This window comes from Streptomyces sp. NPDC043867 (genome assembly GCF_056435845.1).
Window position 1 is genome coordinate 24876 of record NZ_JBWKDS010000012.1, and the last position, 26792, is coordinate 51667.

At 73.1% G+C, this 26792-nt stretch carries 17 protein-coding genes; 12 read left to right on the top strand and 5 right to left on the bottom strand.

The features are described 5' to 3' along the window. Window positions 1–67: 67 nt before the first annotated feature. From AC069T_RS14270 to AC069T_RS14305, 8 genes are all read left to right on the top strand, one after another. Window positions 68–1237 carry a 3-deoxy-7-phosphoheptulonate synthase gene (locus AC069T_RS14270; protein ID WP_478783148.1) on the top strand — a complete coding sequence of 390 codons (1170 nt, stop codon included), beginning with the start codon at window positions 68–70 and terminating at the stop codon, window positions 1235–1237. Window positions 1238–1280: 43 nt separating this feature from the next. Next, window positions 1281–2051, top strand: coding sequence for a 2,3-dihydro-2,3-dihydroxybenzoate dehydrogenase (locus AC069T_RS14275; protein ID WP_478783015.1), 771 nt, complete (start codon window positions 1281–1283; stop codon window positions 2049–2051). Between the two features lie 25 nt (window positions 2052–2076). Further along, complete coding sequence (locus AC069T_RS14280) at window positions 2077–2727, top strand: isochorismatase family protein (RefSeq protein WP_478783016.1); 651 nt, start codon at window positions 2077–2079, stop codon at window positions 2725–2727. Next, window positions 2724–4670, top strand: a complete 1947-nt coding sequence (locus AC069T_RS14285; protein WP_478783017.1) for an anthranilate synthase family protein — start codon at window positions 2724–2726, stop codon at window positions 4668–4670. Before AC069T_RS14280 ends, AC069T_RS14285 begins: the two co-directional genes overlap by 4 nt. After that, the gene (locus AC069T_RS14290) at window positions 4670–5869 is read left to right on the top strand and encodes a PucR family transcriptional regulator (protein WP_478783018.1); all 1200 of its coding nucleotides are present in this window, start codon (window positions 4670–4672) and stop codon (window positions 5867–5869) included. The genes AC069T_RS14285 and AC069T_RS14290 overlap by 1 nt, the downstream gene beginning before the upstream one ends. A 123-nt stretch (window positions 5870–5992) precedes the next feature. Continuing rightward, entirely contained in the window at window positions 5993–7219 is a 1227-nt protein-coding gene (locus AC069T_RS14295; RefSeq protein ID WP_478783019.1) for a thiolase family protein, read from the top strand. A gap of 1 nt (window position 7220) precedes the next feature. Then, a complete protein-coding gene (locus AC069T_RS14300; RefSeq protein WP_478783020.1) occupies window positions 7221–8774 on the top strand; it encodes a class I adenylate-forming enzyme family protein in 1554 nt (517 codons plus the stop codon). Window positions 8775–9208: 434 nt separating this feature from the next. Further along, window positions 9209–10000 carry an MBL fold metallo-hydrolase gene (locus AC069T_RS14305; protein WP_478783021.1) on the top strand — a complete coding sequence of 264 codons (792 nt, stop codon included), beginning with the start codon at window positions 9209–9211 and terminating at the stop codon, window positions 9998–10000. Window positions 10001–10100: 100 nt separating this feature from the next. Here the strand turns inward: AC069T_RS14305 and AC069T_RS14310 are convergent, their stop codons facing one another. Then, window positions 10101–11261 carry a magnesium and cobalt transport protein CorA gene (locus AC069T_RS14310; protein WP_478783022.1) on the bottom strand — a complete coding sequence of 387 codons (1161 nt, stop codon included), beginning with the start codon at window positions 11259–11261 and terminating at the stop codon, window positions 10101–10103. A gap of 384 nt (window positions 11262–11645) precedes the next feature. On the opposite strand from AC069T_RS14310, the gene AC069T_RS14315 reads away from it, so the two are divergent. Further along, complete coding sequence (locus AC069T_RS14315; RefSeq protein WP_478783023.1) at window positions 11646–12965, top strand: winged helix DNA-binding domain-containing protein; 1320 nt, start codon at window positions 11646–11648, stop codon at window positions 12963–12965. A gap of 523 nt (window positions 12966–13488) precedes the next feature. Here AC069T_RS14315 and AC069T_RS14320 read toward each other — a convergent pair. Beyond that, entirely contained in the window at window positions 13489–16305 is a 2817-nt protein-coding gene (locus tag AC069T_RS14320; RefSeq protein WP_478783024.1) for a helix-turn-helix transcriptional regulator, read from the bottom strand. A 526-nt stretch (window positions 16306–16831) separates the two neighbouring features. Next, window positions 16832–17650 carry a helix-turn-helix transcriptional regulator gene (locus AC069T_RS14325; protein WP_478783149.1) on the bottom strand — a complete coding sequence of 273 codons (819 nt, stop codon included), beginning with the start codon at window positions 17648–17650 and terminating at the stop codon, window positions 16832–16834. 131 nt (window positions 17651–17781) lie between these two features. Here AC069T_RS14325 and AC069T_RS14330 point away from each other — a divergent pair, with 131 nt between their 5' ends. Together AC069T_RS14330 and AC069T_RS14335 are read left to right on the top strand one after the other, a co-directional pair. Beyond that, window positions 17782–19485 (top strand): AMP-binding protein, encoded by a 1704-nt coding sequence (locus tag AC069T_RS14330; protein ID WP_478783025.1) that lies wholly within the window; start codon window positions 17782–17784, stop codon window positions 19483–19485. After that, on the top strand, window positions 19482–21104 hold the full coding sequence (locus AC069T_RS14335) for an AMP-binding protein (RefSeq protein ID WP_478783026.1): 1623 nt from the start codon (window positions 19482–19484) through the stop codon (window positions 21102–21104). The genes AC069T_RS14330 and AC069T_RS14335 overlap by 4 nt, the downstream gene beginning before the upstream one ends. Before the next feature lie 42 nt (window positions 21105–21146). Here AC069T_RS14335 and AC069T_RS14340 read toward each other — a convergent pair whose 3' ends face one another. Next, entirely contained in the window at window positions 21147–22391 is a 1245-nt protein-coding gene (locus tag AC069T_RS14340; RefSeq protein WP_478783027.1) for a hypothetical protein, read from the bottom strand. 293 nt (window positions 22392–22684) lie between these two features. Between AC069T_RS14340 and gcl the strand changes: the two genes are divergently transcribed. After that, window positions 22685–24469, top strand: coding sequence for a glyoxylate carboligase (gcl, locus tag AC069T_RS14345; protein WP_478783028.1), 1785 nt, complete (start codon window positions 22685–22687; stop codon window positions 24467–24469). Between the two features lie 703 nt (window positions 24470–25172). Here gcl and AC069T_RS14350 read toward each other — a convergent pair. After that, the gene (locus AC069T_RS14350) at window positions 25173–26630 is read right to left on the bottom strand and encodes a catalase (RefSeq protein ID WP_478783029.1); all 1458 of its coding nucleotides are present in this window, start codon (window positions 26628–26630) and stop codon (window positions 25173–25175) included. Window positions 26631–26792: the final 162 nt, after the last annotated feature.

The following is a 26792-nucleotide window of genomic DNA, read 5'->3' on the forward strand; positions in this document are numbered from 1 at the left end:
AACGATGTCCGACAACACCGCTCTGCTGCTCGCGGAGGACGAGGGCGCCGCTCTCTCCTGCGACGAGATGCGCCGATGGCGGGCGCTGCCCAACCGGCAGCAGCCCGACTGGCTCGACGACCCGCAACTCGAACCCGTACGCCGGCTGCTCGCCGACCGGCCCGCCCTGGTCGCCCGGGACGAAGTGGCGACGCTGCACGACCTGCTGGCCGAGGTCGCCCGGGGCCGGCTCCAGGTGATCCAGGCCGGCGACTGCGCGGAGGACCCGGCGGAGTGCGCGGCCGGACCCGTGTCCCGCAAGGCGGACCTGCTCGACCAGCTCGCCGAGGCGATGGGCGCCCGCTCCGGCAGGCCCGTCCTGCGGGTCGGCCGCATCGCCGGCCAGTTCGCCAAGCCCCGCTCCCGGCCCGTGGAACAGGTCGACGGGCGCGAACTCCCCGTCTACCGCGGGCACATGGTCAACCGCCCCGAACCCGACGCCCTGGCCCGGCGGCCGGCGCCCTCGCAGATGGTGATGTGCTACGACGCCGCGGCCGAGGCCGCGGACACACTGCGCCTGCGCGGCAGCGGCGGCCTGACCGAGCCGTACGCCGGCGTGTGGACCAGCCACGAGGCACTCGTCCTCGACTACGAACTGCCCCTGCTGCGCCGCACCCGCGACGGCCGGCTGCTGCTGACCTCCACGCACTGGCCGTGGATCGGCGAGCGCACCCGGCAGCCCGACGGGGCACATGTGCGGCTGCTCGCCTCCGTGGACAACCCGGTCGCCTGCAAGGTCGGACCGTCCGCCGACCCCGACGACGTGGTGCGCCTGTGCCAACTGCTCGACCCCGAACGGACACCCGGCAGGCTCACGCTGATCGCCCGGATGGGCGCCGACGCCGTGACCGCCAGGCTGCCCGCGCTGGTGTCCGCCGTACGGGCCGCGGGACATCCCGTCAGCTGGCTGTCCGACCCGATGCACGGCAACACCGTGACCGCGCCCGGAGGACTCAAGACGCGGTACGTCGACACGATCGTGCGGGAGGTCGTCGGCTTCCAGGACGCCGTCGCCGCCGCGGGCGGGACCGCGGGGGGCCTGCACCTGGAGACGACGCCGTACGCCGTCACCGAGTGCGTCGCGGACCCGTCCGGACTGGCCGGGCTGGACGCCGCCTACACGACGCTGTGCGACCCGCGCCTGAACCCCTGGCAGGCGTTCGAGGTGATCTCCGCGTGGCACGGCCGGGACCGATGACGCACGACGACACACCAGGACCCCGAGGGAGAGGAGTTCCGCGATGAGGGACACGATCGCGGTAGTGACCGGTGCCGCGGGCGGCATCGGAAGCGCGGTGGCCGAGGCACTCGCCGAACGCGGCGCCTGCGTCGCCCTGCTGGACCGGGACCCCGGCCGGCTGGACGTTCTCGCCAAGGAGCTGCGGGGAGCCGGGCACCGGGCGACGGCGTTCCCGGTCGACGTCACCTCCAGCGCGGACGTCGACGCGGTGATCGAGGCCGTCGAGGAGCGGCTCGGCCCGGTCGACCGGCTCGTCAACGCCGCCGGAGTGCTGCACCACGGCCGGGTCGACGGCTTCACGGACGAGGACTGGCAGGCGACCTTCGCCGTCAACACGACGGGCGTGTTCCACGTGTCGCGTGCCGTCGTGCGCAGGATGATGCCGCGCCGGCGCGGTGCCCTGGTCACCATCGCCTCCAACGCCGCGGGCGTCGCGCGCATGGAGATGGCCGCGTACGCGGCGTCCAAGGCCGCGGCCTCCACCTTCACCAAGTGCCTCGGCCTGGAGAGCGCCCCGTACGGCATCCGCTGCAACGTGGTCGCCCCGGGCTCTACCGACACCCCCATGCTGACCTCGCTGTGGGACGACGAGTCCGCGGCCCGCGCCTCGATCGACGGTGTCCAGGAAGCCTTCCGCGTCGGCATCCCGCTGGCGAAGCTGGCCCGCCCCCGGGACGTCGCCGACGCCGTGCTGTTCCTGCTGTCCGACGAGGCGGCGCACATCACCATGCACCACCTCACCGTCGACGGCGGGGCCGCGCTCGGCGCGTGACCCCTGACCTGGAAAGGAGTCGGTTGTGGCCATACCGGCGATCGAGCCCTACCCGATGCCCACCGAGGACGACCTTCCCGCGAACACGGCCTCGTGGTCCGTGAGCCCGTCCCGTGCCGTCCTGCTCGTGCACGACATGCAGAACTACTTCCTGCGGCCGTTCCCGGCCGGCCGGTCACCCGTCGGCCCCCTGGTCCGCAACGCGGTCCGGCTCAAGCAGACGTGCGCCCGGCTGAACGTGCCGGTCGCCTACACCGCCCAGCCGGGCGACATGACCGAGCGGCAGCGCGGACTGCTCAAGGACTTCTGGGGACCGGGCATGACCGCCGGGCCGCGGGACCGCGCCGTCGTCGAGGAACTGACGCCGGGCCCCGGCGACACGGTGCTCACCAAGTGGCGGCCGAGCGCCTTCTTCAACACGAGCCTGCTGGAACTGCTCCGCGACACGGGCCGGGACCAGCTGATCGTGTGCGGCGTGTACGCCCACGTCGGGATCCTCATGACCGCGGGTGAGGCCTACGCACACGACATCCAGACGTTCGTCGTGGGGGACGCCGTCGCCGACTTCAACCTGGACGACCACCGCATGACGCTCCAGTACGTCGCGACGCGTTGCGGCATGACGCTGCCCACCGAGACCCTGCTGCGGCAGCTGAAGGAGGGGGGCCGCTCATGAACCCCGGTGCCGAGGAGGCACTCCCCGGCGGACAACACCCCCTGCTGCGGCGGATCCTCGCCGACGACCCGCCGCCGTTCGCCCTGCTGCACCGGCCGCAGACCACCGGAGCGGACCACCTGGAGCTGCTGACGGGAACCGTCACCCGGCCGGGCTCGCTCGCCGAACTCCCCCTCCCGCAGGACCCCGGTGCGCCGGGGCACGACGTGCTCGCCGTGCTGCCCTACCGGCTGCTGGCCGAGCGCGGCTACTCCTGCCCGGACGACGGCACCCCGCTGCTCGCCCTGACGGTCGAGGAACGGTGCGGCCTGTCCCTGCGGGAGCTGCTGGAGCAGGCCCCGGACGTGCCGATCAGGATGGACGAGCACGGCTTCGACATCGACGACGAGGCGTACGCCGGCACGGTGCGCCGGATCATCCAGGACGAGATAGGCCGCGGCACGGGCGCCAACTTCGTCTTCAAGCGCACCTACCGGGCGCAGCTGGAGAACTGGAGCGCGGCCACCGCCCTGGCGTTCTTCCGCCGGCTGCTGCAGCGTGAACCCGGCGCCTACTGGACGTTCCTGATCCACACGGGTGACCGGTGCCTCGTCGGCGCGACCCCGGAACAGCACGTGAGCCTGGTCGACGGCGCGGTGTCGATGAACCCGATCAGCGGCACCTACCGCTATCCCGAAGGCGGCGCCGATCCCGACGGGGTGATGGCCTTCCTGCGGGACACCAAGGAGTCCGACGAGCTGTTCATGGTCCTCGACGAGGAACTGAAGATGATGGGCCGGGTCTGCGACCGCGGAGGACGGGTGCGCGGCCCCTACCTCAAGGAGATGCAGCGCCTCGCCCACACCGAGTACCTCATCGAGGGCTCCAGCAGCCGCGACGTGCGCGACATCCTGCTCGACACCCTGTTCGCGCCGACGGTGACCGGCAGCCCGCTGGAGAGCGCCTGCCGGGTCATCGACAAGTACGAACCCGAGGGCCGGGGTTACTACAGCGGGGTGGCCGCCCTGATCAGCAGGGACGGCGCCGGTGGCACCTCCCTTGACTCGTCCATCCTCATCCGCACCGCGGACATAGACCGCAGCGGAGGACTCAGCATCGGAGTCGGCGCCACCCTGGTCAGGCACTCCTCCCCGCAGGCCGAGGTGGCCGAGACCCGGGCGAAGGCCGCGGGGCTGCTGTCCGCCCTGCGCAGCGATCCCGACACCGGGCACACGGCGTCGCACGGCGCCGCGGCGACGACGCGCGGATCGGGGCTGCGGGACCACCCCGACGTGGTGGCCGCGCTCGCGACCCGCAACGCCACCCTGGCCCCCTTCTGGCTGACGGACCCGGAGGAGCGGGGCCGTCCGGACGGCCGGCTGACCGGCCGGCGACTGCTCGTCGTCGACGCGGAGGACACCTTCACCTCGATGGCCCGGCACTGCCTCGCCGCCCTGGGCCTTGACGTGACGGTGCGCCGTTTCGACGAGCCGTACACGCTCGACGACCAGGACTTCGTGATCGTGGGGCCCGGCCCCGGAGATCCGGGGCTGCACGGCGACGCCAAGATCACGCACCTGCGCGACCTCACCCGGGGGCTGCTGCGTTCCCGCATCCCGTTCCTCGCCGTGTGCCTCGGCCATCAGGTGCTCAGTTCCCTGCTGGGGCTCGACATCGTGCGCAGACCGGAGCCCAACCAGGGATCCCAGCAGAAGATCGACTTCTTCGGGCGGCCGGAACTCGTCGGCTTCTACAACACGTTCGCCGCGCACTCGGCCGCCGCCACCCTGACCTGCCCGTTCCGGGGCGGCGAGATCCAGGTCTGTCACGACCCGGGCAGCGGTGAGGTGCACGCACTGCGCGGTCCCGGCTACGCCTCCGTCCAGTTCCATCCGGCGTCCGCCCTCACGCGCAACGGCACCGCCATCCTGCGCGAACTCCTCGTCGGCGCGCAGGAGAGCTGATGTCCCTCGGCACCGGCCGGCGGCTGCGCCGGGGAACGGAAGGAACGGGCGGGGACGACGGCACCGCCGTACCCGCGCGGCTCGTGCGCACCATCGGCCAGCTCGCGGGTGATCTCGAAACGCTGACCGAGCAGACGATCGCGCAGGGCCTGCGCGAGCTGCCCACCTATGCCGGGGTGCCCACGTCCGCGCTGCGCGCGTCGATCGAACGCAACCTCGACATCGCGCTGTGCGCCCTGAGAACGGGTGTCGCGCCGGCCCCGGGCGAGCTTCTGGCGGCGGAGATCACCGGGCGCGAACGGGCCCGGCAGGGCGTGCCGATCGAGGACATGATGCGGGCGTACCGGCTGAACATCGGGAACGTGCAGCGCCGCTTCCTCGACCTGGCCGCGCTGAACAGTGTCCCGGCCGAGACGGCGCTCGACGGCGCGCGGCTGCTGTGGTCGGTGAGCGACGCCTTCACCGTACGGCTGGCGCTCGCCTACCAGGAACTGAACGTCGAGAGTGTGCTGCACGACGCGCAGCGCCGGTCCGCGTTCGTGCGGTCCCTGCTCGCCGGCACGCTGGACCACGCCGAACTCGACCGTGGGTGCACCCTGTACGGGCTGGATCCCGGCGCGTCCTACCGCGCGGTCCGGGTCCGCGGCGGCCGAGGCGCCGAGGAACTGCGCCGCATGCTGGAGCGCGGCGGCGGCGCCCCGGGCCGGCCGGCCCTGGCCGGTGTGCTCGGCGGCGACTGCGTCGGCGTGGTGGTGCGGCGGCCCGAGGGGGGAGAGGACTGGGTGGCCGGCATCGGTGCCGAGGTCCCCCTCGTCGAGATCGCGAGCTCGTTCCGTACCGCGACTCGCGCGCTGGACGTGGCGGCGCACCTGGGCCGCACCGGTGTGTTCGGAGTGGAGGAGCTCACCTGGCGGCTGGCGGCGGCTTCTCACCCCGACGTCGGGAGACATCTGGTCACCCGCTATCTCGCGCCCCTGCGCGCCGAGGGGGAGTTCGGACTGCTGCTTGAGGACACCGTCCGGGCGTATGTCGACAACGGACTGAGTATCAGGGAGACCGCCGAGGCACTGGTGATCCACGTCAACACCCTCCGGTACCGGCTGCGCCGGTTCGGTGAGATCACCGGGGCCTCCCTGTCGTCCGCCCATGTGCTCGTGGAGCTGGTGTGGGCGCTGGAACTGGAGGCGCCGCAGCGGTGACGACGCTTGTCCTCCCGCACAACGACGGACGGGTGTGCGTTGGGCGTCCGGACATCGACCCCGCTCGGCACCTGGGACATCGTTGCACCGTCGGCTGTTCCGTTCACGCAGAAGGAGTGGGTTGTGGGGGAGTCGGTCTGGATTCTCGGGGTGGGGATGACACGGTTCGGCCGCCACAGCGACCGGGGCGTGCCGGACCTGACGGCTGAGGCGGTCCACGAGGCGCTGACCGACGCGGGGCTGGAGCGGCACCAGGTCGAGGCGGCGTTCTTCGGCAACACGACCCAGGCCGCGCTCGAGGGCCAGTTGATGGTCGGCGGCCAGATCGCGCTGCGCAGGATGGGGTTCGAGCGGATTCCGGTCTTCAACGTCGAGAACGCCTGCGCCACCGGCGCCACCGCGCTGCATCTGGCGGTCAACCAGGTCCGCGCCGGAGCGGTCGACATCGCGCTGGCCGTCGGCGCGGAGAAGATGAACGTGGCCGACCGCGACAAGGCGTTCGCGGTCTTCGACGGAGCCTACGACGTGTCGGATCCGGCCGGGCTGACCGCGACGCTGACCGCGCTGGGCGGAGAGGTCGCCGACGCCGACACCGGCAGGCGCAGCATCTTCATGGACGTCTACGCGGCCATGGCACGGGCGCACATGCGCACGTTCGGCACCACGCAGCGGCAGATCGCGGCCGTCGCGGAGAAGAACCACCGGCACGCCCTGCACAACGACCGGGCGTACCACCGGACGCCGCTCACCGTCGAGGACATCCTCGCCGCCCGGCCCGTGACGTTTCCGCTCACGGTGCCGATGTGCGCACCGCTCACGGACGGAGCGGCGGCGGTCGTGGTGTGCGGGCAGCGCGGGCTGCGGCGGCTGACCGGTGCCGACCGGAGCGTGCGCGTCCTGGCCTGCGCGATCGGCACCGGCGAGCAGCGCGAACTGGACGCCATGGACCGGCACATCACCCGGCTGCTGGCCGGGCGGGCCTACGAGGAGGCGGGCGTGGGGCCCGCGGACATCGACGTGGCCGAGGTGCACGACGCGACGGCGTTCTCCGAGATCCAGCTGACCGAGACGCTCGGCCTGTTCGAGCCCGGCGCCGGTGCGCGGGCCGCGGAGACCGGCGTGACGTCGCTGGGCGGCCGCCTGCCGGTCAATCCGTCCGGCGGCCTGGAGTCGAAGGGACATCCGCTCGGCGCGACCGGGCTGGCGCAGGTGTACGAGCTGGTCCAGCAGCTCCGCGGCGAGAGCGGAGCCCGGCAGGTGCCCGGGGCGCGGATCGCGATGGCGGAGAACGGCGGCGGATTCTACGGCGGCGAGGAAGCGGTCGCCGCCATCACGGTACTGGGGGTCTGACATGGCGATCATCGATTTCTTCGACCGGGGCTGGCGGAACGCGCCGCAGGCGCCCGCGTATGTCGGGGGTGAGCGGAGCTGGACCTTCGACGAGGCGCGGAAGCTGTCGTGCCGGATAGCCAACGCGCTGCTGTCGGCCGGACTCCCGAAGGAGACCAAGGCCGGCGTGCTGTCCCCGAACGACCCCCGGGCCTGGATCTGCGTGCTCGGCATCTGGCGTGCCGGTCTGTCCTGGGTGCCGCTCAACCCGACGGCCGCCGCCCCCGAACTGCACCGTGTGATCGAGGAGTTCGACTGCGAGGTGCTGTTCTACCACCCGTCGATGGCACCGACGGTCGCCGAGCTGGCGCCGTCACTGCCCGCGGTCAAGCACTACGTGTGCCTCGACGACTCGCCGGCTCACCCGGCGCTGGCCGACTGGACGGCGAACCTGCCCGACACGCCGCCCGACGTGCGCCATGAGATGGACGACGTGGTGGCCATCTTCTCCACCGGCGGCACGACCGGGGCGTCGAAGGGCGTGATGAACACCCACCGGTCCTTCGGGGTGTCGGTGGCACACTTCATGATCGCCATGCAGTACCGGGCCGACGAGCCCATCGTCAACCTGGCCGCACTGCCGATGACCCACGCGGCAGGCGTGTTCAGCCTCGCCGCCACGGCACGCGGCGGCACGGTCGTCATCCTGCCCAAGGGGGAACCGGGCGCCGTCCTCGACGCCATCGAGCGCCACCGCGTCACGGAACTGTTCCTGGCGCCCACCGTCATCTACCGGCTCATGGAGGCGCCCGGCGTCGCGGACCGCGACTTCTCCTCCCTGCGCTTCCTGACCTGCGGCGCGGCGCCCATGTCGACGGAGAAGCTCCGCCGCGCCATCGACCTGTTCGGCCCGGTCATGGCGGAGGGCTACGGCCTGGTGGAGGCGTTCGCCGCGATCTCCTTCATACGCCCGGAGGAACACCTCGTCGACGGCAGGGTGGCTCCCGATTCCCGGCTGGCGTCGTGCGGCCGCCCGAACCCCCTGATCAACGTCGAGATCCGGGACAGCGACGGGCGTCCGGTCCCCACCGGGGTGTCCGGGGAGATCTGCGTCCGCGGCGACCTCGTCATGAAGGGCTACTACAAGGCACCCGACAAGACGGCTGAGGCCATCGTCGACGGGTGGCTGCACACCGGCGACGTCGGCCACTTCGACGAGGAGGGCTACCTCTTCATCACCGACCGCAAGAAGGACATGATCATCTCCGGTGGGCTGAACATCTTCCCGAGTGAGGTCGAGCAGGTGATCTGGAGCCACCCGGCCGTCCAGGACTGCGCCGTCATCGGCATACCCCACGACGACTGGGGCGAGATGGTCACCGCGGTCGTCGAGCTCAACCCCGGCGCCGCCGTCGGCGGCGACGAACTGATCGCTCTGTGCAGGGAGCGGCTGGGCAGCGTCCGCGCCCCCAAGCTCGTGGAGTTCGTCGACTCGCTGCCCCGGAGCGCCAACGGAAAGGTCCTCAAGCGGGCCGTCCGCGAGCGGTACTGGACCGGCCGCTCCCGGCAGATCTGAGCCCGGGCCGCCGCCGACGCGGGGAAGCGGGCCGGCTCCGCGGAACACGGGGAGCCGGCCCCGCAGGCTCCGGGCCGCCGGGCGCGGCGGGGAGTCCCGTGCGACCGGCCGCCGAGGTCCCGGTGGCACCTTCACCGAAGGCCCGGCCCGTGCCGTCCGCCGCCGCTACGATGCCCCTGCCTCAGTCTTCATCCGGGCGGCCCGAGGTCGCTGCCCCCTCGGGACGGAAGCAACGGCCCCGGCCGGGCGGGGAGTTCGCGCTCCGGCCGGGCGAGGGGTTCGTGCTCCGGGATGCCGCCCCGGCTGCCCGCCCGGGACGTCCGGCAGCCGGCCGTGGACCCGGGTCCACGGCCGGAGGCTCACCCCGTCCGAGCCGCACAGCCACCCCCCCCGGGACGTGTGCCCGCGCCCCGGCCCCGGAAGGAAGCATCTTCATGAGCGAACTGCGCATCACCCACATCGGCGGCCCGACCACCCTGATCGAGGTCGGCGGCTGGCGGCTGCTGACCGACCCGACCTTCGACGAAGCAGGCCGGCGCTACAGCTTCGGCTGGGGCGCGTTCTCCCGGAAACGGACCGGTCCTGCCGTCGCCGCCTCCGAACTGCCGCCCATCGACGCCGTTCTGCTCAGCCACGACCAGCACGGCGACAACCTCGACATCGCCGGCCGTGCGCTGCTCGGCAGGGCGGACGTCGTCCTCACCACGCCGGCCGGTGCGCGGCGCCTCGGCGGTAACGCCCGCGGCCTGGCCTCCTGGTCGGGCACCAGTCTGCACGCGCCGGACCGCCCCACGATCCACGTCACGGCCACTCCCGCACGGCATGGTCTGCCGCTGTCCCGCCCCATCACCGGGCATGTCACCGGTTTCGCCCTCACCTGGGAGGGCCAGCAGCACGGCGCACTGTGGATCTCCGGGGACTCCGTGCTGTACGACGGTCTGCGGGAGGTGGCCAGGCGGCTGACGGTGGGCACCGCGTTGCTGCACCTGGGAGGCGTGCGGTTCCCGGTCACCGGCCCCGTCCGGTACACCATGACCGCCGCGCAGGCCCTGGACCTCTGCCGTCTGCTGCGGCCCCGCACGGCCATCCCCGTCCATTACGAGGGCTGGCAGCACTTCCGCGAAGGCCGCGCCGCCGTCGAGCGCCACCTCGCCGCCGCCCCCGCCGACATCCGCGACAGCTTCCGCTGGCTGCCTTTGGGAACCGCTACCGACATCACCGCCTGACCGCCGGCCCGCCGAACCGGATCCGCGGCTTGCGCAACACGCCTCCGGCGTCTGCGTGCGGGGCCGCACCCCGTCGTGGCGTGACTCCCTCGGTGCCTGCTCAGAGCCAGTCGCGGCGCTTGAAGATGACGTACAGGCTCGTGCACACCACGGCCATCAGGACGATCGCGAACGGATAGCCGAACAGCCAGTGGAGTTCCGGCATGTGGTCGAAGTTCATGCCGTAGATCGTGCCGACCAGGGTCGGGGCGAACAGGATGGCGGCCCACGAGGAGATCTTCTTGATCTCCTCGTTCTGCTCGAAGCCCGCCTCCGCCAGCGCGCGCATCTCCGCGTTCTGCTGCTGGGTGACCAGGGTCGCGTTGACCGTGAGGATGTCCGCGAGGGCCTGCCGGAAGCCGTCCACGCGCTCGCTGGTGTGGGTGACGTGGTCGGCGACGTCCCGCAGGTAGCGCTGGAGTTCCTCGTCGGTGCCGTACTTGGCGAAACCGGCCATCAGGCTGTGCAGCATGCCGACCAGGGGACGTGTGGCCCGCTGGAACTCGACCATCTCGCGGGACAGTTCGTAGATGCGGCGGGAGACCTCCGGGTCGCCGCGGAAGACCTCCGTCTCGATCTCGTCGATGTCGTTCTGGACGCCGGTGACGACCGGGAGGTAGCCGTCGACGACGGAGTCGAGGATCGCGTACAGCACGGCCTCCGGACCGAGCCTCAGCAGCTCCGGGGTGTCCTCCATGCGGCGGCGCACCGCGGAGAGGTCCGGCGCGGCGCCGTGCCTGACCGTGATCAGGAAGTCGGGGCCCACGAACACGTGCAGCTCGCCGAAGTCGACCTCCTCCGCCGCGTCCAGGTACCGGGCGGCCCGCAGCACGACGAAGAGCGTCTCGCCGTAACGCTCCAGCTTCGGCCGCTGGTGCGCCTCCATCGCGTCCTCGACGGCGAGCGGGTGCAGGTCGAACTCGGCGGCCAGGGAGACGAGTTCGGTCTCCGTGGGGCGGGCGAGACCGATCCACGCCATGCCGTCGGGCGCGTCCCGCAGCTCGCGGAACGTGTCCGCGAGCGAGGCCGGCGTCGAGACGCGCACCCCGTCCCGGTACAGCGCCGCCTGCACGACGCTGGCGGCCTCGGTCGTCTCCGCCGCCTGCGGGGCGGGCTCCGGGGGCCGTCGTTTCGCGGGAGGCGAGGACGTCGGCGTCAGCGCGCGGCGCCAGCCGGACTTCCCGGCACTCCGCGCGTCCGGACCTACGCGGCGCTCCGACATCGTGCTGCCTCCCGCCCTCGCCGTGGCGTCGGTCTGATCACGGAGCAGGATATACGGGGTATATGGCGTCAGGGCGAGGCTCGGGGGCCGTACGGAAGGCGTACGGACGGCCCTCGGGACGGAAAACCCGCCCGTTGCGGACAGAAGGTGTCCGCGAGGACCGTTAGCGTGCGGAGTATGACGAAGACGCCGAGCACGACGGGCACGCCGAGCGGACCGGGGACGCCGAAGACGCCGAAGACGCCGGGGGCGACAGGGGCGACGGGGGAGGCGGGGGCCACGACGGCCGCGTCAGGGGCGACGGGCCGGTCCGCGTCCGCGTCCGGCGGGACGGACGTGATCGCGCGCGCCGGGGCGGCCAGGTCGGCGTCCGGTGGGACGGAGATGACATCTGCCCCTGGGACGGGCAGGTCCGCTTCCGGCGAAGGGTGCACGGCAACTGCCGGCGCGACGGATGGGACCGCGCCCGACAGCGCGGGCAGGTCCGCAGGGGGGAGCGGCAGGGCGACCGGCGAGGCGGGCAGGTCCGCAGGGGGGAGCGGCAGAGCGACTCCCGGCGGGGCGGAAGGGTCCGTGTCCGGTGGGGCCGGCAGGGTAACCGTCCGCGGGACGGGCAGGTCCGCGCCCGTGCTCGGCGTCCGCGCGCTGAACCGTGCCACCCTCGGCCGGCAGCTTCTGCTGCGCCGCTCCGCACTCGGCGCCAAGGACGCCGTCGGGCACCTCCTGGGGCTACAGGCGCAGAACGTGAAGCCGCCGTACTACGCCCTCGCCGCCCGCCTGGCCGACTTCACGCCGCAGGATCTGTCCCGTCTCATGGCCGACCGCGAGGTCGCGCGGATCGTCACCATGCGCTCCACCATTCACACCCACACCGCGGACGACTGCCTCACCCTGCGGCCGCTCGTGCAGGCCGCCCGCGACCGGGAGCTGAACGGCTTCCGCAAGGGGCTCCCCGGCGTCGACCTGGACCGGCTCGCCGCCGTCGCCCGCGAGCTGGTCGAGGCAGAACCCCGCACCATGAAGCAACTGCGCGAGGCGCTGCTCGTCGAGTGGCCGGACGCCGACCCGTTCGCACTCTCGGTGGCCGCCCGCTGCCGGCTGCCACTCGTCCAGGTCACCCCGCGCGGACTGTGGGGCCGCAGCGGTCAGGTCGCGCTGACCACCGCCGAACGCTGGTTCGGCCGCGCCTCGGAACCGGTGCCCGCGCCGGACGCGACCGTACGGCGCTACCTGGCCGCCTTCGGGCCCGCCTCGGTCAAGGACATGCAGACCTGGGCCGGTCTGACGCGGCTGCGCGAGGTCTTCGACCGGCTGCGCCCCGAGCTGGTCACCTTCCGGGACGAGAACGGCGTCGAGCTCTTCGACCTCCCCGACGCGCCCCGCCCGGACGCGGACACCCCGGCCCCGCCGCGTCTCCTGCCCGAGTTCGACAACCTGCTCCTCTCGCACGCCGACCGGTCCCGGGTGGTGCCCCGCGACCTCAAGGGGCGCACCTGGCAGGGCAACCAGGCCTACTGCACCCTGCTCGTCGACGGCTTCCTCGCGGGCGTGTGGCGGCAGCAGGGCGACGCGCTGACCATCGAGCCCTTCGGCACGCTCAGCGCCGCCCAGCGGGACGAGGTCGTGACGGAGGCCGAGCGGATGCTCGGGGTGATGTCCGGCGAGGGGTCCTACGACATCCGCTTCGGCGCCGTGACCTCGTAGGGCCGTCCGGTCCGCGCGCGGGACGGCCGGGGAGGTGGAAGGGGAGCGGGGGGGGGGGGGGGGGGGGGGGGGGGAAGGGGGGGGAGAGGGGGGGGGGGGGGGGGGGGGAGGGGGGGGGGGGGGGTGGGGGGGGGGGGGGGGGGGGGGGGGGGGGGTGGGAGGGGGGGGGGGGCGGGGCAAGCCACCAAACCCCCCCCCCCCCCCCCCCCCCCCCCCCCCCCCCCCCCCCCCCCCCCCGGTTCATACCTGAGCGGTACTCAGGATGTCTGTGGGCGCCATGAGTTCACGGAAGTGGTCGGCTCCCCGTGCCCGAGCGGCACGCCCTCACGCTAGAAGCCCGGGCCCGGCCGTTCCAAGGGGAAAGCGCCCCTAGCCGGGTGTTGAAGGGAAAACCCTCGGTCGCGCCGGGCAAACCTCCGCACGGCCGCGCCCCGGGGCAAGAGGGCTCGCCCACCGGCCGGGTTCGCACGTCCCGTACGCCCGCCCCTCGCCGGTGCGGGTGCACGTCCCGTACGCCCGCCTCTCACCCGGTGCGGCCGCCGGCCGCCAGCCGGACGATGTCCACCCGCGACCGGATCCCAAGCTTCCGGTAGACCCGGGTGAGGGTGGCCTCGACCGTCTTGACGCTGATGAACAGACGCCCCGCTATCTCACGGTTGGTGGCGCCCTCCATGACGAGGGCGGCGACCTGGCGTTCCGTCGCGGCCAGCGTGTCCAGCGCCACGGGGGCGGTCACCGGCGCGGCCGGAGCCGCGGGCGCGGTGGCGGCCGCCTCGGCCCGGCGCAGCCACGGCAGGGCCCGGCAGCGCCGGAACAGCCGCACCGCCTCGTCGTACGACGCCGGACCCGGCCGCTGCGGGCGCAGCCCGGCCAGTGCGTACGCGGCCCGCGCCTCCTCGAGTCCGTAGCCCAGCTTGGCGAGCCGGTCCTGCGCCGACGCCAACTGCCTTACGGCGGCGCCGTGTTCACCGCGGGCCGCGCGCGCCAGGGCCTCGGCCCGGTCGAGCAGGGCCAGCACGCTCGCCCGCCCCAGCCGCAGCGCACGGACCCGCGTGGTGTCGATGACGTCCTGCGCCTCCGCCGGCTCGCCGATCAGGACCAGCGCCTCCGCGAGGTCCCCGTGCCAGCGGCCGCGCGCCGGATCGGTGACCCCGAGGCTCTCCTCCAGCTCTCTGACCCGCCGCAGTGCCCGTACGGCCGCCGACGCGTCCCCCGCCACCAGGTGGGCGTGCCCGAGGGCGCCCAGCGCGCGCGACAGATAGATCACGTCGCCGTCCTCCTCGGCGCGCTCCACCGCCTCCCGGGCGAGCGCGAGCGCCCGGTCCAGGTCGCCGCCCGCGGCCTCCGCCAGCGAGGTGAACATGGCGGTGGCCGCCTCCCCGATCCCGGTGTCCCGGGCCAGGCGCAGACTCTCCCGGGCGAGGTCGAGGGCCCGGCCGCAGTGCCCGGCCCGCAGTTCCGTCTCGGCGAGCCCGCGCAGGAAGTGCACCTCGCTCTCGACCATCCCGCGCCGTCGCACCTCGCGCAGCAGCGCGGTGATCGTCGTCCGCGCCTCGGCGAGCCGGTCGCCCATGATCAGCCAGCGGAAGCGGGCCGCGCCGGCGCCGTTGTGGTCGCAGGCCACCCGCGGGTCCTGCGGCTCCCGCATGGCCCGCTTGATGGTCGCGGGCGCGTCGGGGTGGCCCATCATGGTCTCCATCTGGGCCTGGAACGCCAGCGCGAGCAGCTCGGTGCGCCGGTCGCCGGCCCGTTCGGCCAGCTCCGCGGCGCGGGCCGCCTCCTCGCGGCCCTTCGCCGTCTCGCCCTCCAGGAGCAGCGCCCGCCACGCCAGTTGGTAGCGCACGAGCGCGAGCAGACCGGGATCCTCGCCCGCGTCGGCGAGGGCCTGCGGGAAGACCGCGTCCACCTCGGCCATGGCCTGCCCGGCCGCGTCGATGACGACCATCCAGGCCCGTACGCGATCGGCGGCCCCGGTGGCACGGCCGAGGACCTCCCGGGCGATGTCCCGGGCGAGATCCGTCTCGCCGGCGGTCAGCGCGTCCTCGGCCGCCTGCAGCCGCCGTTCGTCCGGGCCCGGGACGGTGTCGGCCGGGGTGTGCCGGGCGGCCAGCAGCCCGAGGTCCGCGGCGACCGACGGCGCGCCGCGGTCCCGGGCCGCGGCCGCGGCCTCGCCCAGCCGGGCGGCGACCTCGGAGTCGGTGCCGGTGGTGGCCAGGGCGAGGTGGCGGGCCCGCTCGATGGGGTCGGAGGCCGCGGTGGACAGCGCGGCGTGGGCGGCACGCCGCTCCTGCGGGGTGGCCTCCGCGTAGACGGCGGCCGAGATGAGGGGATGCGCGAACCGGATCCCCGGACCCTCCCGCTCCGGAGCCAGCAGTCCGAGCGCGGCGGCCGACGCGGTCTCCGTCTCGGCGTTCTCGCGTCCCGCGGCGGTGAGCAGGGCCTGGGTGGGACGGGCGCCCGCGCTCGCGACGAGCAGGGTGCGGCGGGCCTCCGCCGACAGCATCCCGATACGGTGCAGCACCAGTGCGCGCAGCGAGGTCGGCACGGGGAGCGGCTCGCCCGGTCGCGGGGCGGTCGGATTCTCGGCCAGGGCCCGGCCGAGTTCCAGCGCGAAGAGGGGATTGCCCCCGCTGGTGCGGTGGACGTCCCGCACGGCCGACCGGGGCAGGCCGGTGTAACCGCGGTGACCGAGCAGTTCGGCGACCTGCGGGTGGGAGAGCGCGTCGACGCGTACGGCGAGGGTGTCCGGCGGCAGCACGCGCAGATGCGGGTCGTGCCGGTGGGTCCCGGGCTCGGCCTCCGTGCGGACCGCGCACAGCATCCGCACCGGCATCTCGCCCAGGCGCCGGGCGGCGAAGCCGAGGAGTTCGGTGCTGGCGGGATCCAGCCACTGGAGGTCGTCGGCGACGATCAGCAGCGGGCCGCGGGCCGCCAGGGTCCGGAGCGCGGACAGCACCGCGAGGCGCAGGGCGAGCCCGTCGCGCTGAAGGGTCGACTCGCCGCGGCCGGTGAGCGCGGACTCCAGGGCGGTGCGCTGCGGGGCGGGCAGGGTGTCCGACACCTCGTCGAGGACGAGACCGAGGAGGTCGGCGAGGGCGAGGAAGGGGAGATGGGATTCGGACTCGGTGGCCGAGCAGCGCAGGACGGTCCGGGCCGCGTCGGCGTATTCCGCCGCCAGGGCCCGCAGCACGGTCGACTTTCCTATTCCCGCCGGTCCGTGGACGAGCACGCTGCCCCCGCGGGAGAGCTGTTCGCGGGCGCCCGCGAACAGGTCCTTGCGGCCGATGACCAGGTCGGGGCGGGGTCTCACAGGCTCCTTGAAGTCCCCTGTCACGGTCACCGCTCCCCTCGTGCGTCGCGTCCGGCCAATATTAGGCAACGGACCGCTTGATTTCGGACGGTCGCGGAGGTGAGGGAAATAACAAGAGCTCGGCATAACGCCTTTCGGTGCCGGACCGGATGAACAAGGGGCATTCCGGTAACCGCGCCGACCCCCACGACACCCGCACCATCAGCACGCACCCGACCGGACCCCGGGCCCGCGGCACACCGTTTCCGGGCCCGGCCGCAGCAGCCGCTGCCGTCCGCCTCGGTGAGGGGCCCGCGCCGAACGCGGACGCCCAGCAACAGCCCGGTCCCGCACCGCCGCACCTGCACCGTCAGCACGCACCCGACCGGACCCCGGGCCCGGGGCGCACACCGGTCCCCGGCCGACAGCCGCAGCCTCTGCCGGTCCCGGCCCGCCCCAGGAAGGGCCCGCTCCGCTGGCGGGACGGGCGTTCCGCCAGCCTCCAGGTCCCGAATGACGACGGCGCTACGTCGGCTGCCCCGCCGTCGCCGGCCCCCGCCCGCACCCCCGCGGTCCCCTACGGCAGCAGTCCCGCCCGCCGTGCCGCGACCACCGCTTCCGTGCGTGAATGGGCGCCCAGCTTGCGCATCGCCGAGCGGAGATAGGCCTTCACGGTCTCCGGGCGGAGCCCCAGACGCTCGGCGACCGCCGCGTTGGTCGACCCCGCCGCGACACACGCCAGCACGTCGACCTCCCGGGGGGCCAGCCCGGGATCCGGGGCGTCGCCGGACCCGGCGTACTCGCGTGAGGCCGCGTGGGCCAGGCGGCCGCAGGCCCGCAGCAACTCGGCGCGCAGCGCCGGGTCCTCGACGCGCGGCGCCAGGGCCCGCAGGGCACCGTGCGCCTCCCGCACCTCCTCCCACACCGCCCCGGAGGCCGTACCCGCCGCCCGCGCGGCGGCCAGCAGGCCCTGCGCCTCCTCCCGCACCACCAGCGCCTGCTCCACGTCCCGCGCCGCCTCCACCGCCGCGGCCAGCGTCCGGTCGCCCAGCGGCCGGGCCGTCCGCAGGGCGCCGTACAGGACACCGCGCACCCGGCGCCGTACGACGACGGGCACCGCGAGGACGGAGCACAGCCCCTCCGTGGCGACCGCGGCGTCGTACTCGTGGCTGATCTGCCGCGACGACGAGTAGTCCGTCACCGCGCACGGCCGGGCGAGGGCGACCGCCTTGCCGCCCAGGCCGTTGCCCGACGACACCGCGAGCGCGCTGAGCGCGGCCGTCGCCGTGCCGCTGAGGACGCTGATGCGCACCTGCCGGCGCCCCGGCTCGACCAGGCCGCCGAAGGCGACCGGCAGCCCCGTCGTCCGCCGCAGCCGGATCAGCGCACCCCGCATCTCGGCCGCCTCGGCCGGATCAGCTGCCACGTGCTCGCCCCTTCATCGCGGCGCACCCCCGTTCGGGGGTGGTGAGACCTGCATCACGGATTACACGATGTTAGGTGGCTGTCCGGCAACGAGGAGGACACATGACGGCGAAGACGAGCGCGACGGACGACTTCCGGAGCGCACGGGACTTCCTGCTGGCACACCGCGAGGACTACGCGGGCGCCTACGAGGGGTTCGACTGGCCCCGCCCGGAGTACTTCAACTGGGCCCTCGACTGGTTCGACGTCATCGCGGAGGGCAACGACCGGACGGCCCTGCACCTCGTCGAGGAGGACGGCCGGCGCACCCTCGTCTCCTTCGCCGAGATGGCCGAGCGCTCCGACCGGGCCGCGAACTGGCTGCGCGCCCAGGGCGTCCGTGCCGAGGACCGCATCCTGGTCATGCTCGGCAACCAGGTCGAGCTGTGGGAGACCGCGCTCGCCGCGATGAAGCTGCGCGCCGTAGTCATCCCGGCGACCCCGCTGCTCGGCCCCGCGGACCTGCGGGACCGCGTCGAGCGCGGCCGGGTCCGGCAGGTCGTCGTCCGGGCCGAGGACACCGGCAAGTTCGCCGAGGTGCCGGGCGACTACACCAGGATCGCGGTCGGCTGCCCGCCCGGGCAGCGGCAGTCGTACGAGCGCGGAGGCTGGTGCCCGTACGAGGACGCGTACGACGCCTCCGCCGCGTTCGAGCCCGACGGGCCGACCCGGTCGGACGATCCGCTGATGCTGTACTTCACCTCGGGGACCACCGCCCGGCCCAAGCTGGTCGAGCACACGCACACGTCGTATCCGATCGGCCACCTCGCGACCATGTACTGGATCGGGCTCAAGCCCGGCGACGTGCACCTGAACATCTCCTCGCCGGGCTGGGCCAAGCACGCCTGGTCGAACCTCTTCGCGCCCTGGAACGCGGAGGCGACCGTCTTCATCCACAACTACACGCGCTTCGACGCGGCCCGCCTGATGGCGGAGATGGACCGCGCCGGTGTCACCACCTTCTGCGCTCCGCCCACCGTGTGGCGCATGCTCATCCAGGCCGATCTGACCGCGCTGCGCACCCCGCCGCGCGAGGCCCTCGCCGCGGGGGAGCCGCTGAACCCCGAGGTCATCGAGCAGGTGCGCCGGGCGTGGGGCGTGAGCGTCCGGGACGGCTTCGGGCAGACCGAGACGGCGGTCCAGGTCTCCAACAGTCCCGGCCAGCCCCTGAAGGCGGGCTCGATGGGCCGGCCGAGCCCGGGTTTCCGCGTCGAACTGCTCGACCCGGTGTCGGGTGCGCCGGGGGCGCCGGAGGGCGAGATCGCGCTGGACCTCTCGGCGCGTCCCGTGGGCCTGATGACCGGCTACCACGGCGACGCCGACCGCACCGCCGAGGTCATGGCCGGCGGCTACTACCGCACCGGTGACATCGGCTCCCGCGACGCCGACGGCTACATCACGTACGTGGGCCGCGCGGACGACGTTTTCAAGGCGAGCGACTACAAGATCTCTCCGTTCGAGCTGGAGAGCGCCCTGCTGGAGCACGAGGCGGTGGCGGAGGCGGCCGTCGTCCCCGCCCCCGACGAGCTCAGGCTCGCGGTCCCGAAGGCCTACGTGGTGCCGGCGGCGGGCTGGGAGCCCGGCCCGGACACCGCGAAGGTGCTCTTCGAGCACTCGCGCCGCGTCCTCGCCCCGTACAAACGCATCCGCCGGCTGGAGTTCGGCGCGCTGCCCAAGACCGTCTCCGGCAAGATCCGCCGGATCGAGCTGCGCGAGGCCACCGCCGCGGGTTCCGCCGCGGAGTACCGCGAGGAGGACTTCCGATGACGAACTCCGCGATCGGCGAGCCGAGTTACGCCCACGGCACCAGTACGACACCGCTGCTCGGCGACACCATCGGCGCCAACCTGGACCGGGCGGTCGCCGCGCACCCCGCACGCGACGCCCTGGTGGACGTGGAGTCGGGGCGGCGCTGGACGTACGCCGAGTTCGGCGCCGCGGTCGGCGAGGTGGCGCGCGGCCTGCTCGCCAAGGGTGTGCTCAAGGGCGACCGGGTCGGCATCTGGGCGGTGAACTGCCCCGAGTGGGTGCTCGTCCAGTACGCGACCGCGCGCATCGGCGCGATCATGGTGAACATCAACCCGGCCTACCGTGCCCACGAGGTGGAGTACGTGCTGAGGCAGGCGGGGATCTCGGTCCTGATCGCCTCGCAGCGGCACAAGGGCAGCGACTACCGCGCCCTGGTCGACCAGGTCCGCGGGAAGTGCCCCGAACTGCGCGAGACCGTCTACATCGGCGACCCCACCTGGGACGCGCTGACGGCGGCGGCGGCCTCGGTGACGGAGGAACAACTCATCGCGCAGGCAGCCGCGTTGAGCTGCGACGACCCGGTCAACATCCAGTACACCTCGGGCACCACGGGCTTCCCCAAGGGGGCCACGCTGTCCCACCACAACATCCTCAACAACGGCTACTGGGTGGGCCGTACGGTCGGCTACACCGAGCAGGACCGGGTCTGCCTGCCGGTGCCCTTCTACCACTGCTTCGGCATGGTCATGGGGAACCTGGGTGCCACCTCGCACGGCGCCTGCATCGTGATCCCGGCCCCCTCCTTCGACCCGGCGGCGACACTGCGGGCGGTGCAGCAGGAGCGCTGCACCTCGCTGTACGGCGTACCGACCATGTTCATCGCGGAGCTGAACCTCCCCGACTTCGCGGCGTACGACCTGTCGTCGCTGCGCACCGGGATCATGGCGGGCTCGCCCTGTCCGGTCGAGGTGATGAAGCGGGTGGTCGCCGAGATGCACATGGCGGAGGTGTCCATCTGCTACGGCATGACGGAGACCTCGCCGGTGTCGCTCCAGACCCGCCGCGACGACGATCTGGAGCATCGCACGGGCACGGTCGGCCGGGTCCTGCCGCACATCGAGGTGAAGATCGTGGACCCGGTGGACGGAGTGACGCTGCCGCGCGGCTCGGCGGGCGAGCTGTGCACCCGTGGCTACGGCGTCATGCTCGGTTACTGGGAGGAGCCCGAGAAGACCGCGGAGGCCGTCGACCCGGGGCGCTGGATGCACACCGGGGACCTGGCCGTGATGCGCGACGACGGCTACGTCGAGATCGTCGGCCGCATCAAGGACATGATCATCCGGGGTGGCGAGAACGTCTACCCGCGCGAGATCGAGGAGTTCCTCCACGCGCACCCGAAGATCGCTGACGTCCAGGTGGTCGGCGTGCCGCACGAGCGCTACGGCGAGGAGGTGCTCGCCTGCGTCATCCCCCGCGACCCCGGGGACCCGCTCACGCTGGAGGAGCTGCGGTCCTTCTGCGAGGGGCAGCTCGCGCACTACAAGATCCCCAGCCGGCTGCGGATCCTGGAGTCCTTCCCGATGACGGTGTCGGGCAAGGTGCGGAAGATCGAACTGCGGCAGGGGTACGGGGAGTAGGGCGTCCCGCTCGCGCTGCTGTGAAGGGGGCCGGCGTCGCGGTCAGGCCCCCGGCGCGAGAAGTTCGTCGGCGCTGCCGTTGACCGGCTGCGGGGTGCCCGTGAGGTCGAGGACGAACAGGGCGACGCGCAGGTCGTCGGCGCGGCTGCGGGCCTCGTCCTCGTAGCCGGCGAGTGAGAAGTACACGCACTGCGCGGATTCCGTCATGGCCGTCAGCCACAGGCACTCCACGTCCCGCGGCGCGGCCGGGCGCACGGTCGGGTCCACCTGCGCCACCACGCCGCGGGCCGCGAGCCCGATCCCCGACGGCGGCCGCTGGTCCGCCCGCCTGACGTCCCGGTACCCGAGCCACCGCAGATAGAGGGCGGCGGCGGTGACGGCGTCCCGAGCCGTCCTGATGGCGACGGGCCGGAAGGCGGCACGGCGGGCCGGGACGGCGACGCGGGGCAGCGGGCCGCGGCGGGCGCGGCCCGGCGTGGCGGGGCCGGAGGCCGACGGCCAGGACCGACCCGTCCCGGTCCGGGTCCCGCCGGACGGCCCCGCACCCGCAGCGGCACCCCGGCCGCCGCCCGGCCGAGCGCCGGCGCCACGCTCGCTCTCCGGCCCCGCACCCGCAGCGGCATCCCGGCCGCCGCCCGGCAGGCCGTCGGCGCCGGTACCGCGCTCGCTCCCCGGACCACCGCGGGACGCGGTCCCGGACACGGCGTCCCCGGGACGGGCACCGGCCTCGGTCCCGGACGCGGCGCCCCCGGGACCACCGCGGGACGCGGTCCCGGACGCGGCGTCCCCGGGACGGGCACCGGCCTCGGTCCCGGACGCGGCGCCCTCGGGACCGGCACCGGCGTCGGTCCCGGCACCGGCACCGGCGTCGGGACCGGCACCGGCACCGGCGTCGGGACCGGCACCGGTGCCGCTGCCGGACGCGGTGCCGCTGCCGGACGCGGTGTCGCGTCCGGAGTCGGCACCCGCGTCTTCGCCCGTGGCAGCGCCGCTGCCCGGGTTCGGTCCCGCGGGCGGGGTGGCAGGCGTCCTCGGCACCGGGATGCGCAGGGCCGTGCCGCACGGGCAGTCCAGCTCCGGGTGGGGCCACTCGTGCTCGCGGCAGCAGGCGCCGCAGCGGACGGTGACCCAGTCCTCCTCCCAGACGCGGTGGGTGACGACGACCGGCGCCGCGCGCAGGTCCAGCGGCGGCGTGACCGGCGCACCGCACTCGCACGGGTAGGGCGGCGCGGCGTACAGGTGCTCCCGGCGACAGGCCGGGCACCGCACCGGCACGCTCTCGGCCATAACCCACTCCAGTGACGACGTGGCATCGGGACAGCGCCCCATCGTCCTCCTGCCGTCCCCCTCCGGTCAGCGGAACGGCCCGACGCCCGGGGGCCGGACGAGGCCGGGTCGCACCCGCGTCCGGGCACGTCGCCCACTCTTGACGGTTCGTCCGCCCGCCACTTACATTGCTTCCAGATAGTAGAAGTTAGTTTCCGCATTACGGAATACGTGGTGCGGGGTCCACACGGATCACATGGCTCTCCGAGGGGCGCGACGGGAGCGCGAATCCGCCAGCGAAGCAGGAGTACTCCATGGCTCGTATGACCGCTGCCCGCGCGGCAGTCGAGATCCTCAAGCGCGAGGGCGTCAGCGACGCGTTCGGTGTCCCGGGCGCGGCGATCAACCCCTTCTACGCGGCGCTCAAGGCCTCCGGCGGGATCAGTCACACCCTCGCCCGGCACGTCGAGGGCGCCTCGCACATGGCGGAGGGCTACACCCGGACCCACCCGGGCAACATCGGCGTCTGCATCGGTACGTCGGGACCGGCCGGCACGGACATGATCACCGGTCTCTACTCCGCGACCGGCGACTCCATCCCGATCCTGTGCATCACGGGCCAGGCCCCGACCGCCGTGATCCACAAAGAGGACTTCCAGGCCGTCGACATCGCCTCGATCGCCAAGCCGGTCACCAAGATGGCGGTCACGGTGCTGGAGGCCGCGCAGGTCCCCGGCGTCTTCCAGCAGGCCTTCCACCTGATGCGCTCCGGCCGTCCGGGCCCGGTCCTCATCGACCTGCCCATCGACGTCCAGCTCACCGAGATCGAGTTCGACCCGGAGACGTACGAGCCGCTCGGGGTCTACAAGCCCGCCGCGACCCGCGCCCAGGTCGAGAAGGCGATCACGCTGCTCAACGCGTCCGAGCGCCCGCTGATCGTCGCCGGCGGCGGCGTGATCAACGCGGACGCCTCGCACCTGCTCGTCGAATTCGCCGAGCTGACGGGCACACCGGTCGTCCCGACCCTCATGGGCTGGGGCATCCTGCCCGACGACCACGAGCTGAACGCCGGCATGGTCGGCCTCCAGACCTCGCACCGCTACGGCAACGCGACGTTCCTGGAGTCCGACTTCGTCCTCGGCGTCGGCAACCGCTGGGCCAACCGCCACACCGGCAGGCTGGACGTCTACACGGCCGGCCGGAAGTTCGTCCACGTCGACATCGAGCCCACCCAGATCGGCAGGATCTTCGCACCGGACTACGGCATCGCCTCCGACGCGAAGGCCGCGCTTGAGCTGTTCGTCGAGGTGGCCCGCGAGCTGAAGGCCCGGGGCGGGCTCCCCGACCGCTCCGCCTGGGCGGCGTCCGCGCAGGAGCGCAAGGCAACGCTCCAGCGCCGTACGCACTTCGACGACATCCCCATCAAGCCGCAGCGCGTCTACGAGGAGATGAACAAGGCCTTCGGTCCCGAGACCCGGTACGTCACCACCATCGGACTCTCGCAGATCGCCGGCGCCCAGATGCTGCACGTCCACCGGCCGCGGCACTGGATCAACTGCGGCCAGGCGGGCCCGCTCGGCTGGACCGTCCCGGCCGCGCTCGGCGTCGCCAAGGCCGATCCTGAGGCCCAGGTCGTGGCGCTCTCCGGCGACTACGACTTCCAGTTCATGATCGAGGAACTGGCCGTCGGCGCCCAGCACCGGATCCCGTACGTCCATGTCCTGGTGAACAACGCCTACTTGGGCCTGATCCGGCAGGCGCAGCTCGGCCTGGACATCGACTTCCAGGTCAACCTGGAGTTCGAGAACATCAACTCCCCTGAGCTGGGCGTCTACGGCGTGGACCACGTCAAGGTCGTCGAGGGCCTCGGCTGCAAGGCGATCCGGGTCACCGACCCCGCCGAGCTGGGTGCCGCCTTCGAGCAGGCCAAGAAGCTCGCCGCCGAGTACCGGGTGCCGGTGGTCGTCGAGGCCATCCTGGAGCGCGTCACCAACATCGCGATGAGCAGGACGAACGACATCAGTGAAGTCGTCGAGTTCGAGGAGCTCGCGACCGAGCCGGGCCACGCGCCCACCTCGATCAGGACGCTGAAGGTCTGACGCCGGCGGCTCTTCCCCGCACGACGGCCGAAAGGGCGGCTCACCGACCGGTGAGCCGCCCTTCCGCCTGCCCGGGACCCGCGTCCCGCGCGGCTCCCGTCTCCGTGCTGCACCCCCCGTGCGGCGGTGCTGTGGTGCTTCCCCCGCGCCGTCGTGCTTCCCCCGTGCTGTGGTGCTTCCCCCGTATGAGGCCTGCCGCCCCCGTGACGGCGGGCCTCATGTGCCGAGGATGTGCCTTCGGCGGGGCGAGTTGAAGCCCCTGCGCCGTTGTTCAGAGGTTGATTTGAGGGTTCCGTAGGTGAGGTACGCCCGCTTGCGTACGTACCGGACGCAATGGTCTAGCCGGGCCCGGACGCATCCCCCGGTCCGGTCCCGGACGCAGCGGAGCGCCGGGTACGGGACCGTCCGTACCCGGCGCTCTGGGCCGGTGGGCTGTGTGGTTGTTGCCGTCCGACGGCGCGAGGCTGGGCGCGACAGGACGTTCGCGCCGCCGGACGGAGTCTGCGGCACCCCCGGAAAGGGGGTGGCTGGGGGACCGCGGCGGATGCGACGGGACCGGGACTTCCTTCTCTCAGGTCGAGAAGGGAGTCCGCGGGCCTGCACCACCGCACTGGCTCGCACGCCGCCGCGGCCCCCGTCCTGCCCGGAGCAGCCGTGGACCACCCCTCATCCGGGTCCTGGGCCGTCGCGGGCGTCCTTGGGGTCAGTCCTCGCGCAGGGCGCGGACCGCCTCCTCCACGCGCTTGCCGTAGTCCGGGTCGGCGGCGTGGAAGTGGGTGAGGTTCCTCTCGACGACGTCGTCGCGGGAGACCTGCGAGAGGCCGCCCGCGATGTTCGCGACGAGCCGGTCCTTCTCGTCCGCGGACATCAGCCGGTACAGCTCGCCCGCCTGGAAGAAATGGTCGTCCTTGGTGTGCGACGGGGCCTCGTGCGTGCCCGTGTGACCGTGGACCGCGAGCGGCGCCGAGAGCGGGCGACCGGTCTCGACCGGGCCCTCGTACGAGTTCGGCTCGTAGTTCTTCGCCGCGCGCCCCTGCGGGTTGGCGGCCATCAGGCCGTCGCGGCCGTAGTTCTCCGCGACCGTCGCCCGCGGGGCGTTGACCGCGAGCTGGGTGTGGTTGACGCCCAGGCGGTAGCGGTGCGCGTCCGCGTAGGCGAACAGCCGGCCCTGGAGCATCTTGTCGGGGGAGGGGCCGATGCCCGGGACGAAGTTGTTCGGGGAGAAGGCGGCCTGCTCGACCTCGGCGAAGACGTTGTCGGGGTTGCGGTCCAGCACGAGCCGGCCCACGCGCCGCAGCGGGTAGTCCGCGTGCGGCCACACCTTGGTGAGGTCGAAGGGGTTGAAGCGGTACTCGGCCGCGTCCGCCGCCGGCATGATCTGGACGTGCAGGGTCCAGGACGGGTTGACGCCCCGCTCGATGGCCTGGAGCAGGTCCGTCTGGTGGGAGTTGGGGTCCTTGCCCGCGATGTCCTGGGCCTGCTCGGTGGACAGGCAGCGGATGCCCTGGTTCGTCTTGAAGTGGTACTTGACGAAGAAGGCCTCGCCGTCGGCGTTCGTCCACTGGTAGGTGTGCGAGCCGAAGCCGTCCATGTGGCGGTACGAGGCCGGGATGCCGCGGTCACCCATCAGCCAGGTGATCTGGTGCGTCGCCTCGGGGGAGTGGCTCCAGAAGTCCCAGACGTTGTCCGGCTCCTGCCTGCCCGTGAACGGGTCGCGCTTCTGGGAGTGGATGAAGTCGGGGAACTTGACGGGGTCCTTGATGAAGAAGACCGGCGTGTTGTTGCCGACGAGGTCGTAGTTGCCCTCCTCGGTGTAGAACTTCACCGCGAAACCGCGCGGGTCGCGCACCGCGTCCGCGCCGCCGAGGTTGTCGGCCACCGTCGAGAAGCGCAGGAAGAGCTCGGTGCGCTTGCCGACGGTGTTCAGGAAGTCGGCGTACGTGAAGTCCGTGACGTCGTCGGTCACTTCGAAGTAGCCGTACGCGCCGGAACCGCGGGCGTGCACCACGCGCTCCGGGATGCGCTCGCGGTTGAACCGGGCGAGCTTCTCCAGGAGGTGCTGGTCCTGGAGGAGGAGCGGGCCGCCGACGCCGGCGGTGGCGGAGTTCTGGTTGTCGGCGACCGGAGCGCCGGACTCGGTCGTAAGCACGCGCTTCGACATCGTGGACCTTCCGTACGAGGGGCAGCGGAAAGCTGCTTCCGCTTCGTGGAGCCTAGGTTCGGGGCGATCTGGACGTCAACAGTTTGTTGAAGTCCGGTGGTCGGAGCTGGTACCGGGCGGCGCCGACGCCTGGGCGCGACAGGACAGGTGTCAGCGGCGGCG

Bases quoted from the DNA above. Each gene is read 5' to 3' on its own strand.
- AC069T_RS14335 (WP_478783026.1), top strand. From the start codon at position 19,482: ATGACGAACTCCGCGATCGGCGAGCCGAGTTACGCCCACGGCACCAGT.
- AC069T_RS14285 (WP_478783017.1), top strand. From the start codon at position 2,724: ATGAACCCCGGTGCCGAGGAGGCACTCCCCGGCGGACAACACCCCCTG.
- AC069T_RS14340 (WP_478783027.1), bottom strand. From the start codon at position 22,391: ATGGCCGAGAGCGTGCCGGTGCGGTGCCCGGCCTGTCGCCGGGAGCAC.
- AC069T_RS14305 (WP_478783021.1), top strand. From the start codon at position 9,209: ATGAGCGAACTGCGCATCACCCACATCGGCGGCCCGACCACCCTGATC.
- AC069T_RS14300 (WP_478783020.1), top strand. From the start codon at position 7,221: ATGGCGATCATCGATTTCTTCGACCGGGGCTGGCGGAACGCGCCGCAG.
- AC069T_RS14290 (WP_478783018.1), top strand. From the start codon at position 4,670: ATGTCCCTCGGCACCGGCCGGCGGCTGCGCCGGGGAACGGAAGGAACG.
- AC069T_RS14315 (WP_478783023.1), top strand. From the start codon at position 11,646: ATGACATCTGCCCCTGGGACGGGCAGGTCCGCTTCCGGCGAAGGGTGC.
- AC069T_RS14350 (WP_478783029.1), bottom strand. From the start codon at position 26,630: ATGTCGAAGCGCGTGCTTACGACCGAGTCCGGCGCTCCGGTCGCCGAC.
- AC069T_RS14270 (WP_478783148.1), top strand. From the start codon at position 68: ATGCGCCGATGGCGGGCGCTGCCCAACCGGCAGCAGCCCGACTGGCTC.
- AC069T_RS14325 (WP_478783149.1), bottom strand. From the start codon at position 17,650: ATGCGGGGTGCGCTGATCCGGCTGCGGCGGACGACGGGGCTGCCGGTC.
- AC069T_RS14330 (WP_478783025.1), top strand. From the start codon at position 17,782: ATGACGGCGAAGACGAGCGCGACGGACGACTTCCGGAGCGCACGGGAC.
- gcl (WP_478783028.1), top strand. From the start codon at position 22,685: ATGGCTCGTATGACCGCTGCCCGCGCGGCAGTCGAGATCCTCAAGCGC.
- AC069T_RS14275 (WP_478783015.1), top strand. From the start codon at position 1,281: ATGAGGGACACGATCGCGGTAGTGACCGGTGCCGCGGGCGGCATCGGA.
- AC069T_RS14310 (WP_478783022.1), bottom strand. From the start codon at position 11,261: ATGTCGGAGCGCCGCGTAGGTCCGGACGCGCGGAGTGCCGGGAAGTCC.